The organism is Paenibacillus roseus (assembly GCF_016424485.1).
GTDB classification, from domain to species: domain Bacteria; phylum Bacillota; class Bacilli; order Paenibacillales; family Paenibacillaceae; genus Paenibacillus_D; species Paenibacillus_D roseus.
In genome coordinates, this window is the sequence record NZ_JAELUP010000003.1 from 75,171 (window position 1) to 91,993 (window position 16,823).

Consider the following 16,823-nt stretch of genomic DNA (forward strand, 5'->3'; position numbering starts at 1 on the left):
TTAACCCAATGTCACGAAGAATTTCGGAGATTCCTTGGAAAACTGATACCCTTCAGCAGGGGGGAAGTATTGACTTTTGAACTAACTTATGATTTAACCCTTTTTTCGACAAATTTCGAGGTGCGAAGGACCCGGGAAAATCATGGGAGCTTCACATTCGCACCAACTAGGACAAGTTCAAACGGCTGTACCGTCTTAACGGATATAGCCCGGTTTCACGTGGAAGTAGAGCTGTTTATAATTGTGAAACGGATAAACACTTCTATTTGCAGCGAAGCGTTCGCCTGTGTTCCCGGATTTTCTCATCTACTACCTTTAATTCCAAAAGTTGGGGAACAACAGCAATCGGAAGAACACTTTTACACGCAGGCTCTACTCCATTTGCATACGTTCAACTTAATAGCCTTTTTAATCTCATCTTTACTTTATATGCCAAAAATAAGATGGTGTCAACTGTTGTTCGTTTTAACATATTGCCGAAGCAATCGTCTATCCCCGAATGAAATGCTGCCCTGATTTCGATGTTGAACCAGAAAAATAATTTCTTTCATATTTTTTATTTTACTGGTAGGAATATGTAACTTGTTGTCGAATAGGTTTATTGATACTTTTTACCCTGTTATTAGGTAATAAGTTCAATTCTTTGATGAACAGAGGGAGGCTAATGGATTATATCGCTCACATCCGCCAGAAGGATGGCAAGATTCAGACGGTTCAGGATCATCTGCGAGAGGTGCAAGAGCTTAGTGAACGGCTAGGGAGCAAAATTGGCGTCCGGTATTTGGCAGGATTAGCGGGTGTACTGCATGATTTGGGGAAGTTTACAATGGGATTTCGAACGTACATTCAACAAGCAGTGGAAAATCCCGATGAGCCTCCCCGTAAAGGGTCTGTGGATCACTCCACAGCAGGAGGCAGGCTGCTCTACCGTCGGTATCACAAAAATTCTGCTGCAGTCGACGATAAGCTTGCGGCAGAGTGGATTTCCAATTGCGTCGTCTCTCATCACCAGGGGTTGCGAGATTTTCTTGATCCCGAGTCAACACCTTCATTTATTGAGCGGGTAGATGACAAAGCCCTGGATGAGTACGAAAATGCGGCAAGTGAATTCTTTACTCATTTTCCTGAACACGACATGGATGAATATTATACCAAGGCAAAAGCCGAGCTTAGGCATCATCTATCGTTTGTTCAACAGCAGGGCCTGCCCCCGGTTGCAATCTCCTTGCTGATTAAATATATATTTAGCTGCTTGATCGATGCGGACCGGACGAACACGAGAAGATTTGAGGAAGATGAGCAGGAAGAAGAGCCATTCGACCATTTGTCTTTTTTCAGTAAAAGCTATGACAAGCTCATTCATCATCTTCAAGAACTTAACCAGTCTGATCATGCCGACACGACAATTAATCGTCTCCGGCGGGCAATGTCTCTTCAATGCGAGGATTTTGCGGCTCATCCATCAGGGATTTATACACTGTCCATCCCGACAGGCGGGGGCAAAACATTGGCGAGCCTGCGCTATGCGCTCAAACATGCGATTACGCACGGTAAAGAACGGATCATATATATTGTCCCTTATACGACGATCATTGAGCAGAATGCGGATGAGGTTCGCAACATCCTGCAAGAGCACGATATGATTCTGGAGCATCACTCGAATGTAATTGAAGAGAAGGGTTCTGAGGACGAAGACTACGATGTGAAGAAGAAAAAGATCAAGCTGGCCAAAGACAACTGGGACCGCCCGATCATCTTCACAACGATGGTGCAGTTTCTTAACACCTTTTTTGCAAAGGGGACACGCAATGTACGCAGGCTGCATCAAATGTCGAATGCAGTCATCATTTTTGACGAGGTTCAATCTGTACCTGTAAAATGTATCTCTTTATTCAATGCGGCTCTGAATTTTTTGCATCTGATTGGCCGATCCAGCTTGCTGCTTTGTACAGCTACCCAGCCAGGGCTTGATTATGTGAAGCACAAGCTTCATCTTCCCAAGGAGCCTGAAATTATTCAGAACCTGGATGAGGTGGTCAAAAATTTCAAACGCGTCGAGATGATCGACCGCACAACTGCTGCGGGCTGGAAGGCCCCGGAACTCGCCGCATTCATTCAGGAGCAAATGGATGAAGTAGACAGTGTGCTTGCCATTTTAAATACCAAATCCGCTGTTCGCAAGCTGTTTGCCGAATTGGAGGAACAGGAATGGGTGAAGGAAAGCGGTGTCCGGTTATTCCATTTAAGTACAAATATGTGCGCTGCGCATCGCAAGGAAGAGCTTGTGGAGATCAAGAAGGCGCTTGAGGATGAAGATCGGGTAATCTGCGTCAGTACGCAGCTTATTGAAGCGGGTGTGAATATCAGCTTTGACTGTGTCATCAGGTCTCTGGCTGGCCTGGATTCCATCGCTCAGGCGGCGGGCAGATGCAACCGCCATGGGAAGGACCCGAGCCGGAATGTATTCATTATTAAATCCGCCGATGAAGTGCTCAAGCAATTGCCGGAAATTCGTATCGGAGGGGAAAAGACAGAACGGTTGTTGCATGAGTTCCGACAGGAACCAGAGCGCTTCGGTCATGATTTGCTGTCTCCGGCAGCGATGAGCAGTTACTTCTGCTATTACTATCATCAAATCGGCGATGGCGATGAGATGCATTACCATGTGCCCAAGCTGGAGAAAAATTTGTTCGATCTGCTCGATATGAACAAAGACTACTATCATGCTTATAAAAATAAGCATCGGGAAGCGCCCAAACTATTAAGCCGTCCTTCTTTTGCTACAGCAGAGCAATACTTCGAGGCGATCAGCAACGCAGCCACATCGGTATTGGTTCCATTTAATAAGGAAGCAAGAGAACTTATTGTGTCCCTGAACGGGGAACTGGGAGCCGGGGAGCTAGGGACTTTGCTGCAGAAGGCACAACAGTATATGGTTAACATTTATGACCATGAACGGAAGGGACTAGAGAAGAGCAGCAATGTCTATTATCTGCTGCACGGTCATGTTCTCGCGCTGCGAGACATTGCCTACTCAGAGAAATTTGGCGTGGAAATAACGGGAGAAGGCGAATGGTCGTTTTTATCGACTTAAATACCGCTATCCGGCATAAACGGCTCTCCGTCCTTGACAGACAAAAGTTTCATCTTACGCAGAAATAAAAGTTCAGCTCGAACAGAAACTTATAAACGCTTACATGTCAAGAAAGGAGGATAATGATGCGCAACCAAATTGAGTTTGAAGTGTACGGCAATTATGCTCTTTTTACAGACCCGCTGACCAAGCTTGGAGGGGAAAAATTCAGCTACCAAATTCCAACCTATCAGGCATTGAAAGGAATTACCGAATCGATCTACTGGAAGCCCACGATCATGTGGTACGTCGATGAGGTCCGAATTATGAACCCTATCCAGACCGAATCCAAAGGAATCCGTCCGATTGAATACGGAGGCGGAAATACTTTAGCCTACTATACGTACTTGAAAGATGTACGCTACCGCGTTCGCGCTCATTTCGAATTCAACCTCTATCGGGAAGATTTGATTCATGACCGCAACGAACATAAGCATCACAACGTCTCCAAACGCTGTGTTAAAGCAGGAGGACGCCGGGATATTTTTCTGGGCGCACGCGAGTGTCAAGGTTATGTAGAGCCGTGCAACTTCGAAGAGGGCGTCGGAGCCTATGACGATGCTCCGGAAATTGATTTTGGCAATATGATTCACGGAATCAGCTACCCGGATGAGACAGGCGGAATCGACCGCGAAACCAGACTTTGGCGGGCCAAAATGCAGCACGGTGTTGTTCGCTTTATCCGTCCTGAAGAATGCACGATTGTTCGGAAGACAGGCGAGGGATCAATCAAGACCTTCGGGGCCGGGAATATGCAGCCTGTCGACCTTCTGTATGATGAAATGTTTCCAGAGGGGGGAGAGGCATGAACTGGCTCGTTCATTTGAACACGACCTACGAGCAAAATACAGACCAAATCGGCAAGTTCGAAAAAAAGCGAAATGGCAGCGAGTACGCCCTCATACCTGTCTCTCATACGACGCAAAGCGCGCATATTGAAGTGAATCTGGACGGCAAGGGTGGCTTTGTTTCAGCTAAAGTCGTCGATAAGTCCGATGCCGGCACCATTATTCCATGTACAGAAGCCTCGGCTAGCCGAACGAGCGCTCCTGTTCCTCACCCGCTATTTGACAAGCTGGTCTACGTGGCTGGCGACTATGCTCAATACTGTGACCCGCCCAAAGGTACGCCGCATGAAGATTACATAGAGCAATTGCGCTCCTGGTGCGAGTCGGCTGCTGCCCATCCCAAGGTGCAGGCCGTCTATCAATATCTTGCGGCAGGAACTTTAATGACCGATCTGATTCGGGCCAAGGTACTAAAGGTCGATGATGAGAACAGGCTGATTGAGAAATGGACGCCCGCGATGGAAGTCAAATATGGAGAGAAGCCGGAACTGTTCAAAGTAATTGCCTCGGATCAGAGCGCTTCCTTCGTCAGATTTGCGGTGCAGGTTCCCGGCGAGCCGGAGGATCGGCTGTGGCGCGACTCGTCGGTACAGCAGGCTTTTATCCAATTCTATGAGTTAAAGCTGACGGAGATCGATACGTGTTATGTGACCGGAGAACAGCTCCCGTATGCCGACAAACACGCTTCCAGAATTCGAAACTCGGCTGACAAGTCCAAGCTGATTTCTGCGAATGATACGAGCGGCTTTACGTTCAGAGGGAGGTTTCGAACGAGCCGGGACGCTGCTGCTGTCAGTTACGAAGTCTCGCAAAAAGCGCATAATGCCTTGAAATGGCTCATTGATCGGCAAGGCTATACGATTGACGGCAAAGTTTTTCTGGTATGGGGAACGGAGCAACTGGATGTGCCCGATCTTTTTGCGGACAGCTTCACGCTTTACCAGGATCAGGATTCGGAGCAAAGCGATGGAGACCGGACACGTAAGGAATTTGCGAATCAAATCCGGAAAGCGATCGGCGGCTATCGGTATAGCGGCGATTACAAATCCAATGTCATTATTATGATTCTGGATGCGGCGACGCCTGGGCGAATGTCGATTGTTTATTACCGGGATATGAATAAGGAACTGTTCCTTGACCGTCTGGAAGCGTGGCATGAAACCTGCTGCTGGCGGCACACGCACAAAAAGGACGAGAACAACCAGACCGTTACATTTTTCGGAGCGCCCGCCACCAAGGACATTGCACTGGCAGCCTACGGCTCTCGGGCAAATGATAAAGTCGTCAAAGGTCTGATCGAAAGAATGCTGCCTTCTATTATTGATGCCCGTAAGATCCCGATAGATATTGTCCGCAGTGCGATCAGTCGCGCTTCCAACCCTGTAGGCATGGACGAATGGGAGTGGGAGAAGACGCTCGGTATTGCCTGCGCTTTGGTTAGCAAAACCTATGAAAAAGGGGGGTTCACTGTGACCCTGGATACACAATGTACGGATCGCAGCTATTTATTTGGCAGAATGCTTGCAATTGCGGATGTATTAGAGAGAAGGGCTTTGAGCAAGACAGAGGAGAAGCGGGCTACCAATGCCATTCGGTATATGAACGCTTTTGCGCAGCGGCCGGGACGTACCTGGACAACCATTCAAGCGAGCATTCAGCCCTATCAGGCAAGATTGGGAACGGAAGCCGGTTACTATAATCGCCTGCTGGATGAAGTAGGCTCGCAGTTGAAAGTGGAAGATTTTACAGACAAATCGCTTAGCGGCCTTTATCTGTTGGGCTTTTATAGTCAGCGTTACGATCTATATACGAGCAAGAAGCAGAAAGAGGAAGCATCGGATCAAGAAAATACGGATCATGAAGAGGGAGAGATGTAGATGAGTACCTTGGATCATAAAATTGACTTTGCTGTCGTGCTGTCTGTTCGCAATGCCAACCCGAATGGCGATCCGCTTAACGGCAATCGTCCACGGCAAAATTATGATGGATACGGGGAAATTTCGGATGTGTGCTTGAAGAGAAAAATTCGCAACAGGCTGCAAGATAATGGGGAACCGATTCTGGTTCAGTCTGATGAGAGACGTGGGGACGCTTACCGCAGTATCAAGGACCGTGTAGACGGGAATGCAGAGCTTCAGGAATTTGCAAAAGGCAAAAAGCAAAACAATGATCTGTATGCGCAAGTTGCATGTCAATCATGGATAGATGTTCGCAGCTTCGGGCAAGTCTTCGCGTTCAGCGGTACGGATGTCTCCATTGGTATTCGCGGGCCTGTCTCGATTCATACCGCAGTCAGTCTGGCCCCGATCGATATTTCCAGTATGCAGATTACGAAAAGCGTGAACGCTGTAACCCCCGCCAAAGATCCGAACAAGAAAAGCTCGGATACAATGGGGATGAAGCACAGAGTAGATTTCGGCGTCTATGTATTCTATGGAAGCATTAATACACAATTGGCGGAAAAGACGGGCTTCACGCATGAAGATGCGGAGAAAATCCGCGAGGCTTTGACGAGCTTGTTCGCTAATGACTCTTCTTCCGCACGCCCGGATGGAAGTATGGAGGTGCATCGTGTCTACTGGTGGGAGCATAAAAACAAGCTCGGACAATATTCATCTGCCAAGGTGCATCGCTCCCTGCAAATCCATTTGAAGGAAGAAGTCAGCGAGGCCAAATCTGCAGAGGACTATGTGTACACGATTCAGCCGCTTGACGGTCTGGAAGTTCAGGAATATGAAGGACTATAACGAAGAAGATTATTTGCTGCTATCCGGCATTCAGCATTTTAATTTTTGCAAGCGACAGTGGGCGCTCATCCATATTGAGCAGCAGTGGGAAGAAAATGTCCGTACGGTCGAAGGCGCTTATTTGCACACCAAGGCGGACCAACCGATGATTCGGGAGAAGCGGGGAGACAAGCTTATCGTTCGCGCGCTTCCGGTGCATTCCAGGCAGCTCGGTATTACAGGGATTTGCGATGTTGTAGAATTTGTCCGTGATCCCAGCGGGGTGTCGCTCTCAGGGGAGGAAGGACTTTTCCTTCCTTACCCGGTCGAGTACAAGCGAGGCAAGCCGAAGAAGAACGATTCTGACCGTTCCCAGCTAATTGCTCAATTGATTTGTCTGGAGGAAATGCTGGTATGCGATCTGTCGTTAGGTTACCTCTATTATGACGAGATCAAGCACCGCGTAGAAGTTCCGGTTTCCTCCGAAGATCGGGAGCGCGTACAGGAAAGCTTGCAGGAGATGCGGCATTATTTTCAAAACCATCATACCCCAAAAGTTAAAACGGGGCCGCATTGTCAAAGCTGCTCCTTGAATTCGGTTTGTTTGCCGGGGATGATGAGCAAAAGATCCGTCTCCAGTTATATTGAAAGCAGGTTAAATGAATGAAAAAGCTGCTGAATACCTTTTTTGTAACTATGCCGGACACGTATCTGTCGCTTGACGGTGAGAATATTGTCGTGAAGAAAGAGGAGGAGACGCTGGCCAGATATCCGCTGCATAATCTGGAGTCGATATGTACATTCGGTTATGCCGGGGTGAGTCCTGCATTGATGGGAGCTTGTGCTTCCCGTAACATTGCGCTTACTTTTATGACCCGCAGCGGCCGTTTTTTGGCCCGTGTTATTGGCGAAGACAGAGGAAATGTGCTGCTTAGAAAAGAGCAGTACCGCATTTCCGATGATGAGAGACGGAGCGCGCTCCTGTCGAGAAATATGATTTTCGGTAAGGTATATAATCAGAAGTGGATTTTGGAGCGGGCAACTCGGGATTATCCCCTGCGGCTTGATACCAGTCGAATGAAGCAGGTTACAGGCTCTTTGACGGAGACGATGAAGCTGATTCGCGGGGCAGAGGACCTTGGGGTGTTGCGCGGTTTGGAAGGAACGTCGGCTGTGCAATACAATTCGATGTTCGACCAGCTCATTTTACAGCAAAAGGAGAACTTTTTCTTCCATGGACGAAACAAGCGTCCGCCGCTGGATAACGTTAATGCGTTGTTGTCTTTTGCATATACTCTGTTGTCCAAAGACATGAAGTCGGCATTGGAAGCGGTGGGGCTGGACCCGTATGTCGGGTTCCTGCATCGTGACCGTCCGGGAAGAGCTTCGCTTGCGCTGGATATAATGGAAGAACTCCGCGGGGTTTATGCGGATCGTCTTGTATTATCGCTGATCAACAAGCGCCTGATTAATGAAAAGGGCTTTTACAGGAAAGAAAACGGCGCTGTAATTATGGACGATGATACGAGGAAGATTGTATTGCAAGCATGGCAGGAGCGCAAGCAGGAGAAGATTATGCATCCGTATTTGAATGAGAAAATTTCCTGGGGGCTTGTGCCTTACGCCCAGGCATTGCTGCTGGCCAGACATATCCGTGGAGATTTGGACGAGTACCCGCCATTTTTGTGGAAGTAGGTGATCGATTGCTGGTTCTGATTACATATGATGTCAGCACATCAAGCAAGGAGGGCAGAAGACGGCTGTCCCAGGTAGCCAAGAAGTGTCTGGATTACGGTCAACGGGTGCAAAACTCTGTATTTGAATGCATGGTTGACGCCACCCAGTTTCGGCGGTTAAAGTATGAATTAGAGGAATTAATTGACGAGACAACGGATAGCTTGCGCTTTTATAATTTGGGAGACAACTACAAGACGAAGGTTCAGCATGTTGGAGCCAAGCCGTCCTATGATATAAGCGGCCCATTGATTCTTTGAGGTGCGAATGTGAAGCTCCCATGATTTTCCCGGGTCCTTCGCACCTCGAAATTTGTCGAAAACATGGTAAAATCATAGAGTAGCCTGAAAGTCAATATTTTTCGCTCTGGTAAATCTATTGTTTTTAGGGAAAATGATCGGAATTCATTCCGATCATGGGGCAATTCCGTTCATTTTCGCTGTCGCACTCCATGTGAGTGCGTGGATTGAAACCTTGACGGCAAGCGTTTTGACACGGCACCAGTAATGTCGCACTCCATGTGAGTGCGTGGATTGAAACCGGTTGGTCAGGGACTTTGACGCCTAATCAAAAGTCGCACTCCATGTGAGTGCGTGGATTGAAACGGTATATGAGCAGTTAACACAATTGCGAAGATAAGGGTCGCACTCCATGTGAGTGCGTGGATTGAAACGAAGGATCAAGAGGCCAAAGGGCCTTTGGTTGCCCATGTCGCACTCCATGTGAGTGCGTGGATTGAAACGCGTTACAACAGACTTTTTGGCAATCCATTTTGCGTCGCACTCCATGTGAGTGCGTGGATTGAAACTGGTTGTCCTAATAGGCTGTAGCAGGGACGGAAGCTTGTCGCACTCCATGTGAGTGCGTGGATTGAAACCGCTCTACACCGTGAACTTCAAAAAACGGGAAGAGAGTCGCACTCCATGTGAGTGCGTGGATTGAAACCGGTCTTTTACGTATGGCGAGATGGTCACTGCTAGTCGCACTCCATGTGAGTGCGTGGATTGAAACAAAATCTCAAGTCCCCGCCTAAATAATCGGCGGGGTCGCACTCCATGTGAGTGCGTGGATTGAAACAGGGGTGCAGGTTAACCCTACATGACGTATGGTTGCGTCGCACTCCATGTGAGTGCGTGGATTGAAACAAGTCGGCAGTCGCCCCAACAATCTGCCGATCAACGTCGCACTCCATGTGAGTGCGTGGATTGAAACAGAATTTTGCGGGTCGGAAGTCGGTTCGTAAATGTCGCACTCTACGTGAGTGCGTGGATTGAAACCTCATCGTATATTCAGACGGCAGAACGGTCATTGTCGCACTCTACGTGAGTGCGTGGATTGAAACTGGTCGGTTTTGGTTGGGTGTTCTTCTGGCTACAGTCGCACTCTACGTGAGTGCGTGGATTGAAACATATTGCTCTGCACCTGTCGTATAAGATGCCATGTCGTCGCACTCTACGTGAGTGCGTGGATTGAAACCGCATGACGTTACCGGCTCCGTTCGATGTGTCCCAGTCGCACTCTACGTGAGTGCGTGGATTGAAACAAAATATGCCGTGAAGTCACCAGTTGCCGGTACGTGTCGCACTCTACGTGAGTGCGTGGATTGAAAACTTTTTGGAAAATATTATCGACAGCAAAGTAGATGTCGCACTCTACGTGAGTGCGTGGATTGAAACTGAAAGACTTGGTCATAGCCGCACATCCACAACAAGTCGCACTCTACGTGAGTGCGTGGATTGAAACCGGCATTGCTCCGGCAGTTGGACTGCTCAAAAAAGGTCGCACTCTACGTGAGTGCGTGAATTGAAACAAGACGGCACACATCGTCAAATCCCCGCAACTTAACTTATCTGCTTGAAGCCGGATATCATTTTAAACTTTGATGGTCATCATTATGAGGATTACGCCAGGATCGCACCAACACTCGATTTTGTCTGAGGATTGGCTGTGGGAGGACCCGGTGTCCAGGATGGGACAAATTCATGAAGCAGTGACGCTGATTCGATTCTCTGTATAAAAAGCGCCAGGACTGCATATTCGCAAGCAGCCCTGGCTTTCTTGAAATATTTACCGCGAAACGAAGCTTTGCCTGTTCAACAGGCGACAATGCCTTCGTTTACGCTTTGGTCAAATTACGTATTATGAACCCGGAAAGCTTCCCATGCCCCGCCGACCGAAGCGCGGTTGGCGATAAGTCTGCCTCCGTTATTCACCTCAACCGTGACATACAGATTATTGGCAAGCGCCTGGAGCGCAATCGTTCCATCGCTCAGGTTTACCCGGTTGAATTTCTCCCATTGCTGAATGGTTGTAGCCCTGGCGATGAGTCTGCCTCCGTTATTAATATCTGCGGTAACATACTTTCCATTGACTTTTGACTTAAGAGACACGGTTCCGTCGGAATTGGTAATAAACTCGAACAGTTCCCAGTCTCCGGCTGTATCGCGATTGGCAACAAGCGGATCATTGCCGTAGTTGTCCGCTGCGACGATCTTCTGGTTGGCTTGTGCTACCAGATAGGAGAATCCACTCGGGTTCGGATTGGTGCCGCTGACGACTTCCGAGTGAATCGCTTGCAGCAAGGTTCCGCTTCTGTCATTGCTGTACTCCCAGAACATAATGCCGCCCAGGTTATTGTTTTTCACATATTGAACCTTCAATTTGAGAGATTGCGGGTCATCATAAGTAATGAAGGTGTTGCCATTGAACAGGTAAGGAGCTTGTGCGTTGTTGTCCCAATAACGAACATAGCCGTTTTTGTTCAGATATTGGCTGGCGATTGTATTATAGTCGACCTCGAAGCCGCTGCCGGTGGCAGTACGATCAAGACCGTTGTTGCTGTTTTGGACGCCTCTCCAGCCTCGGCCGTAGAATGCGCCGCCGATTACGATTTTGCTAGCGGGTACGCCAGCATTGCGGAACAGGTTTACAGAGGAGGTCACACTGATGTCACGACCGGAGAGATTCGCGTGATGACCTGTGGAGGACTCCCAGCCGCCGTGGAAATCATAAGTCATAATATTAATCCAGTCTAGGATCGGGGTAATATTATTAATTTCCACACCGTTCAGATAGCCGCTGCTTGCTCCAGCAGCGATGGTCAACAGATAGTTTTTGCCGCTAATTTGGGTTCGGGCATTCAATTTCTCTCGAATTTTCGCCAAGAGCAGCGTGAAATTTTGCTTATCCTGCGGGCGGGCTAATGTGCCGCCTGCTGGGTTGGTCGGGTACTCCCAATCGATGTCAACACCGTCAAGGTTGTTTTGCGTCACCAAATCAACGATGCTGTCTGCAAACGTTGTACGGGAAGCGTTCGTCAGCGCTGCATCAGAGAAGCCGTTTGCCCCCCAGCCGCCAACTGCGATGGAAACCTTCAAGTCCGGATTTCTGGATTTCAGTCCAACCATCAATTGCAGCTTCGTGCGGTCAGAATTCGTAAGCGTCGCTCTGCCGTTGGAGATCAGGGCGAAGGAGTAATTGATATGCGACAGTCTCTCGACGTTCAGGTCATTCGCGGTCCAGTTGGCCCAGCCTGCTACATAGGCGATGATTTTCTTCGGTAACGGCGCTCCATAAGCTTTGTTGGCAGGAGCAGTCAAGCCAAGCGTTGAGGCAATGAGGGTGAAAGAGAGGAGCAGGAGCAGAAGCGATTTCCCGAAAGAAGGGGTAAGGCCAGCGTGTTTTACATTCATTACGGATTCTCCTTTACAATTGGATTGGAAAAGTTCTGACTAGCGAGCGAGCTTCACATTACAGAAAGAGGACGTCAATCCTATCAATTTGTTGCAACTTGGCAAGATAGCGCATTCATAGGCTGCAATTCGGATGGCGGCGCTCTCCCCCCAAATCTGGTTTCTACCGAACGGCTCGAGTGGACATTTGTAAGCGCTATCTTCTTCCGGGCTGCACTAGTCGCTCGCAGGCAATTGCTGATTCGCATTGCTTCGCATCCTTTCTGTTGATTTGCAGAAAATGGGAACAGAGGAATACAGATATCGGAATGCATTGATTGAAAGCGGTTTCTATTTGGGTTATTTCTCTATTAACTTCTGCAATTGTGAAAACCGGAATAAAGCAAACATGAAAAATAGAGATATGCGGCATACAAATTGTGGATTGGAGATACGAAGTGTCGTCCGAGATCAAAGATGAAATTTGCAAAATGTGTTGAAAAAGAGTGAAGCAACGGGTGTGGCGTAAACTGGGGTCTTGCGCAAGACGCGCTTAGTGCCTCCCTGTCTAAGGTGTGAATATAGAATAAGGAGGAAGGACGGGGCGATTGAAGTCCGATTGACGTTCGAAATTGAAGATAAGAGGGAGGGAACGAACATCGGAATAAAATGTCTGTCTTTGTAAAAACAAGGATAATACAAATTTCAAAGAGTTGTCAATAAAAAATTTCGAAATTTATCTTCCAATGGGAAAAATTGAGTTTTTGGATGCTATTTCAACCTCATTCAGCAATGAACCTTCTTTTTGCGACGGCAATTGAATAGCTCAAGATAATATAGTATAGTAATATCGGCTGGACATGCCAATCATTTTCGGATAAAGGAGCTTGACAATGTCAGTAGACGTGTATTTGAATTTCAATGGGAATTGTCGCGAGGCCGTAGAGTTTTATGCACAGGTTTTTGAAACAGAAGCGCCTAATTTTATGACATTTGGGGAGACACCTCCAAACCCGGAATTCCCTCTTCCGGAAGAAGCGAAGCATCTCATTATGCACACACGGCTTAATGTGTTTGGCAGCAACGTCATGTTCTCGGATGTGTTCCCAGGCATGCCCTTCGTTCCAGGCAACAACATCAGTCTGGCCGTTGTGCTATCTGATGAAGAGAAGCTGCGCAAGGCTTTCGGCAAAATTCAAGATGGCGGTCAGGTGACACTGGAGCTTCAGCCGACATTCTGGAGCAAATGTTACGGTATGCTGACAGATAAATTCGGCATACAGTGGCAATTCAGCTTGGAAGAATAGCGCGCACAACTTTAAAAATTGTGTAAAATGGACAGCCCTGAGCCTTTGGGAGCAGGGCTGCTTTTGCCAAGAATGGCGTCAGGTTTTTCGGAGATACAGGACTTGGGTTGAATATGGGTGACTTGTATGAGGTTAAGCGCTTTACCTTCTTTCGGATGACCGCTAAATAAGGGGGCTGGTTCATGCCTATTTGCTGCTCGGTTTTTGCTATCATAAGAGGTCTGACAAGTACACGAAAATGTATACCTGCTTCTCAAAAATTGTGCTAGAATTATGATGGCAAAGCTGGCAAAATGCATGAAATGAAAGGGATGGTCAACCATGTACAAGACGAAGCCTGTTACACTCCAATACGGCAGGCCTGCAATAGCGTGGACGGAAGCGCTGCCAATCGGCAATGGAAGGCTTGGCGCCATGGTATTTGGAGGGGTAGATAGAGAACGAATTGCCCTGAATGAGGATACCTTGTGGTCCGGGTATCCGAAGGATTGGAACAACCCTGGAGCCAAAGAAATTCTGCCCCGCGTACGCGAGTTGATCAAGGAAGGCCGCTATGCTGAAGCCGACCGCATAGGCCAGGAGATGATGGGACCCTATACGCAGTCCTATCTGCCATTGGGAGATATCCATCTCCGTTTTGACCATGGGTCTGTCTACCATTCGTATAAGCGTACGCTTGATGTGGACAATGCGGTCACAACAGTGGAGTATGTCATTGGCGGGGTGACCTATACCCGTGAACTATTTGCTTCCTACCCGGATCAGGTGATTGTTCTGCGCCTTACTGCAAGCACGCCGGGCATGCTAAGCGTTCATGCCGGACTAAGCAGCCCGCTTCGGTACAAGACAGCTGCAGCGGGAGACCGTTTTCATCTTCGCGGGACAGCTCCTGAGTATACCGCGCCTAACTACTTTAATACAGCGAAACCTGTCATATACGGTGATGCCGAGTCGTCAAACGCAATGAAATTTGAAGGCTGCCTTTCGGTTCAAATCGAGGACGGCCGCGTTGAAATCGATGGTGACGGCATCCATGTATTGGACAGCACCAGCGCTACCTTTTTATTTAGTGCGTCAACGAGTTTCAATGGTTTTGATAAAAATCCGGGCAAGGAAGGCAAGGATGCTGCTGCGGAAGCAGTCAAGCTGATCGGCCAGGCTGAGGCGCGCTCTTATGGACAGCTCCGGCAGGCGCATATTGCGGATTACCGCTCCTTGTATGACCGGGTTCAGCTCCATCTTGGTGATTCTACAGCGCCAGAGGGGATATCGACCGAAGATCGCATCGCGGAATATGGCGCTTCTGATCCCGCACTGGTAACCCTATTGTTCCAATATGGCCGTTACTTGACGATTGCCAGCTCCAGAGCAGGCTCGCAGGCGACCAATTTGCAGGGGATCTGGAATGAATCGACCAGACCGCCATGGAGCAGCAACTACACCTTGAACATCAATACACAAATGAATTACTGGCCGGTTGAGACCTGCAACCTGGCAGAATGCCATGAACCTTTATTTGATTTGATCGGCAATTTGTACAAGACCGGTACGGAGACAGCCAGTGTGAACTATGGAGCCCGCGGCTGGACGGTGCACCATAATACCGACATCTGGGCGCAGTCGGCGCCTGTAGGCGACTACGGCGACGGCGATCCGATCTGGGTACTGTGGCCGATGGCGGGAGTCTGGTTGACCCAGCACCTATGGGAGCACTACCAATTTGGCGGAAATGAAGAATTCCTGCGTGAGCGCGCATATCCAGTGATGAAGGGAGCTGCGTTATTCTGTCTAGATTTCCTCCATGAGGATAGCGAAGGCCGTCTGATTACGTCGCCGTCGACCTCGCCGGAGCATAAGTTCAGAACGGCTGATGGCGAATTCGGCTTGAGCGCGGCAACGACAATGGACTTAACGCTCATCTGGGAACTGTTCACCAACTGTATCCGTGCTGCAGAAGAGCTAGGCATTGACGAGGCATTCGTGTCGGAAGTGGCAACGGTCAGAGACAAGCTGTTCCCGCTACAGATCGGCAAATATGGTCAATTGCAGGAATGGTATAAGGATTATGAGGATGGAGACATCCACCATCGTCATGTGTCGCATCTGTTCGGCGTATACCCTGGACGGCAGTTGACGAAAGAGCAGACACCGGAATTGTTTGAGGCTGCCAAGCAATCGCTCATCCGCAGAGGAGATGAGGGTACAGGCTGGAGCCTTGGTTGGAAGGTCGCACTGTGGGCGAGATTCGGTGATGGCAACCGTGCGCTTGGCCTGATCGCCAATCTGCTTCGACTGGTGAAGGACAGCGAGCCGGATAACTATCATCGCGGCGGCGTATATGCCAACCTGTTTGATGCGCATCCGCCGTTCCAGATTGATGGCAACTTTGCGGCATCGGCAGGAATTGTCGAGATGCTGCTGCAATCGCATGAGCCTTATTTGTATCTGCTTCCGTCCCTTCCGGACAGTTGGAGCGAAGGTTCAGTGACCGGACTTAGAGCGCGCGGCGGCTATGAGATCAGTCTGACCTGGGGCGAGGGGAAATTGCGGGAAGCGGAGATTGTCTCCGCGCAAGACGGCGACCTGTCTGTCCGCACGTCAGTTCCGGTAACTGTGCTTCAAAACGGCAAGCCGGTACAAGCAGGCGAGTCCGCACATGACATTGTAACTTTTGCTGCCAAGGCAGGCAGTACGTACAAACTGGTTCGCCAAGGGTAATCCCGGGGACTCAATGATATAAACCTAACTAACGAAAAGAGGACTGCCAATGAGCGAGAAAAAATTGATTCTATTCCTGGACAGCGGAGATACTATTATTGATGAGTCAACAGAAACACGCGATGAAGAGGGAATTGTCACCTCGGCCAGCATTATCCCCGGTGCGGATATTATGCTGAAGACGCTTGTCGAGCGGGGGTACACGCTTGTTATGGTTGCAGACGGCGACGCTCAGTCGTTCAAAAACGTATATAAACAGCTAGGCCTGTACGATTATTTCACAACGATGATCTACTCCGAGAACATCAAGGCAACCAAGCCAAGCGCCCGTATGTTCAAAGCGGCAGCAGGATCGATTGAGCTGAGCGAGGCTGATTTCGGCCGCGTAGCGATGGTTGGAAACAACCTGAGCCGTGATATCAAAGGCGCCAACGCGCTGGGTATTACCAGCATTTTCATCAACTGGACTCCGCGTTATCCGCATGAACCGGCTGATGAGAGCGAGCGTCCAGTATACACGATCAGTGAGCCGCTGCAATTGCTTGACCTGGCGGATCAATTAAATGAACAGCTTGTGAACGAAAGTTTGGCAGCAAATTAAGCCTCATTCACATAACGAAGAGCAACTGCACACCCTATCGCAGTTGCTCTTCGTTCCAATATTAAGGTTATCTAGTTCCCCTTTA

The 16,823-nt window shown here is 48.8% G+C and carries 11 protein-coding genes and 1 CRISPR repeat array; of the genes, 10 read left to right on the top strand and 1 reads right to left on the bottom strand.

Annotated features, from left to right (window positions below; genetic code table 11):
• Positions 1–664 precede the first annotated feature (664 nt).
• The 7 genes from cas3 (at position 665) to cas2 (ending at position 8,701) form a co-directional block, all read left to right on the top strand.
• Positions 665–3,094, top strand: a complete 2,430-nt coding sequence (gene cas3 / locus JFN88_RS01215; RefSeq protein ID WP_199017465.1) for a CRISPR-associated helicase Cas3' — start codon at positions 665–667, stop codon at positions 3,092–3,094.
• Positions 3,095–3,219: 125 nt separating this feature from the next.
• Entirely contained in the window at positions 3,220–3,942 is a 723-nt protein-coding gene (cas5c, locus tag JFN88_RS01220) for a type I-C CRISPR-associated protein Cas5c (RefSeq protein ID WP_199017466.1), read from the top strand.
• A complete protein-coding gene (cas8c, locus tag JFN88_RS01225) occupies positions 3,939–5,858 on the top strand; it encodes a type I-C CRISPR-associated protein Cas8c/Csd1 (protein WP_199017467.1) in 1,920 nt (639 codons plus the stop codon). The genes cas5c and cas8c overlap by 4 nt, the downstream gene beginning before the upstream one ends.
• Positions 5,859–6,728 carry a type I-C CRISPR-associated protein Cas7/Csd2 gene (gene cas7c, locus JFN88_RS01230; protein ID WP_199017468.1) on the top strand — a complete coding sequence of 290 codons (870 nt, stop codon included), beginning with the start codon at positions 5,859–5,861 and terminating at the stop codon, positions 6,726–6,728.
• Positions 6,715–7,374 (top strand): CRISPR-associated protein Cas4, encoded by a 660-nt coding sequence (cas4, locus tag JFN88_RS01235; RefSeq protein WP_199017469.1) that lies wholly within the window; start codon positions 6,715–6,717, stop codon positions 7,372–7,374. The genes cas7c and cas4 overlap by 14 nt, the downstream gene beginning before the upstream one ends.
• Complete coding sequence (gene cas1c / locus JFN88_RS01240) at positions 7,371–8,402, top strand: type I-C CRISPR-associated endonuclease Cas1c (RefSeq protein WP_199017470.1); 1,032 nt, start codon at positions 7,371–7,373, stop codon at positions 8,400–8,402. Before cas4 ends, cas1c begins: the two co-directional genes overlap by 4 nt.
• Positions 8,403–8,410: 8 nt before the next feature.
• On the top strand, positions 8,411–8,701 hold the full coding sequence (cas2, locus tag JFN88_RS01245; RefSeq protein WP_199017471.1) for a CRISPR-associated endonuclease Cas2: 291 nt from the start codon (positions 8,411–8,413) through the stop codon (positions 8,699–8,701).
• A 181-nt stretch (positions 8,702–8,882) separates the two neighbouring features.
• Positions 8,883–10,251: direct repeats of the CRISPR family, unit length 32 nt; unit sequence GTCGCACTCTACGTGAGTGCGTGGATTGAAAC.
• A 322-nt stretch (positions 10,252–10,573) separates the two neighbouring features.
• On the opposite strand, the gene JFN88_RS01250 is transcribed toward cas2, so the two are convergent.
• Positions 10,574–12,133, bottom strand: a complete 1,560-nt coding sequence (locus JFN88_RS01250) for a glycosyl hydrolase family 18 protein (RefSeq protein WP_199017472.1) — start codon at positions 12,131–12,133, stop codon at positions 10,574–10,576.
• 872 nt (positions 12,134–13,005) lie between these two features.
• On the opposite strand from JFN88_RS01250, the gene JFN88_RS01255 reads away from it, so the two are divergent.
• The 3 genes from JFN88_RS01255 to JFN88_RS01265 all read left to right on the top strand — a co-directional run bounded on the left by JFN88_RS01255 (position 13,006) and on the right by JFN88_RS01265 (position 16,738).
• Positions 13,006–13,419 carry a VOC family protein gene (locus tag JFN88_RS01255; protein ID WP_199017473.1) on the top strand — a complete coding sequence of 138 codons (414 nt, stop codon included), beginning with the start codon at positions 13,006–13,008 and terminating at the stop codon, positions 13,417–13,419.
• Positions 13,420–13,740: 321 nt separating this feature from the next.
• Complete coding sequence (locus JFN88_RS01260; RefSeq protein WP_199017474.1) at positions 13,741–16,137, top strand: glycoside hydrolase family 95 protein; 2,397 nt, start codon at positions 13,741–13,743, stop codon at positions 16,135–16,137.
• Between the two features lie 49 nt (positions 16,138–16,186).
• A complete protein-coding gene (locus JFN88_RS01265; protein ID WP_199017475.1) occupies positions 16,187–16,738 on the top strand; it encodes an HAD family hydrolase in 552 nt (183 codons plus the stop codon).
• The last annotated feature ends 85 nt before the right edge of the window (positions 16,739–16,823 follow it).

Bases quoted from the DNA above. Each gene is read 5' to 3' on its own strand.
- cas3 (WP_199017465.1), top strand. From the start codon at position 665: ATGGATTATATCGCTCACATCCGCCAGAAGGATGGCAAGATTCAGACG.
- cas5c (WP_199017466.1), top strand. From the start codon at position 3,220: ATGCGCAACCAAATTGAGTTTGAAGTGTACGGCAATTATGCTCTTTTT.
- cas8c (WP_199017467.1), top strand. From the start codon at position 3,939: ATGAACTGGCTCGTTCATTTGAACACGACCTACGAGCAAAATACAGAC.
- cas7c (WP_199017468.1), top strand. From the start codon at position 5,859: ATGAGTACCTTGGATCATAAAATTGACTTTGCTGTCGTGCTGTCTGTT.
- cas4 (WP_199017469.1), top strand. From the start codon at position 6,715: ATGAAGGACTATAACGAAGAAGATTATTTGCTGCTATCCGGCATTCAG.
- cas1c (WP_199017470.1), top strand. From the start codon at position 7,371: ATGAAAAAGCTGCTGAATACCTTTTTTGTAACTATGCCGGACACGTAT.
- JFN88_RS01250 (WP_199017472.1), bottom strand. From the start codon at position 12,133: ATGAATGTAAAACACGCTGGCCTTACCCCTTCTTTCGGGAAATCGCTT.
- JFN88_RS01255 (WP_199017473.1), top strand. From the start codon at position 13,006: ATGTCAGTAGACGTGTATTTGAATTTCAATGGGAATTGTCGCGAGGCC.
- JFN88_RS01260 (WP_199017474.1), top strand. From the start codon at position 13,741: ATGTACAAGACGAAGCCTGTTACACTCCAATACGGCAGGCCTGCAATA.
- JFN88_RS01265 (WP_199017475.1), top strand. From the start codon at position 16,187: ATGAGCGAGAAAAAATTGATTCTATTCCTGGACAGCGGAGATACTATT.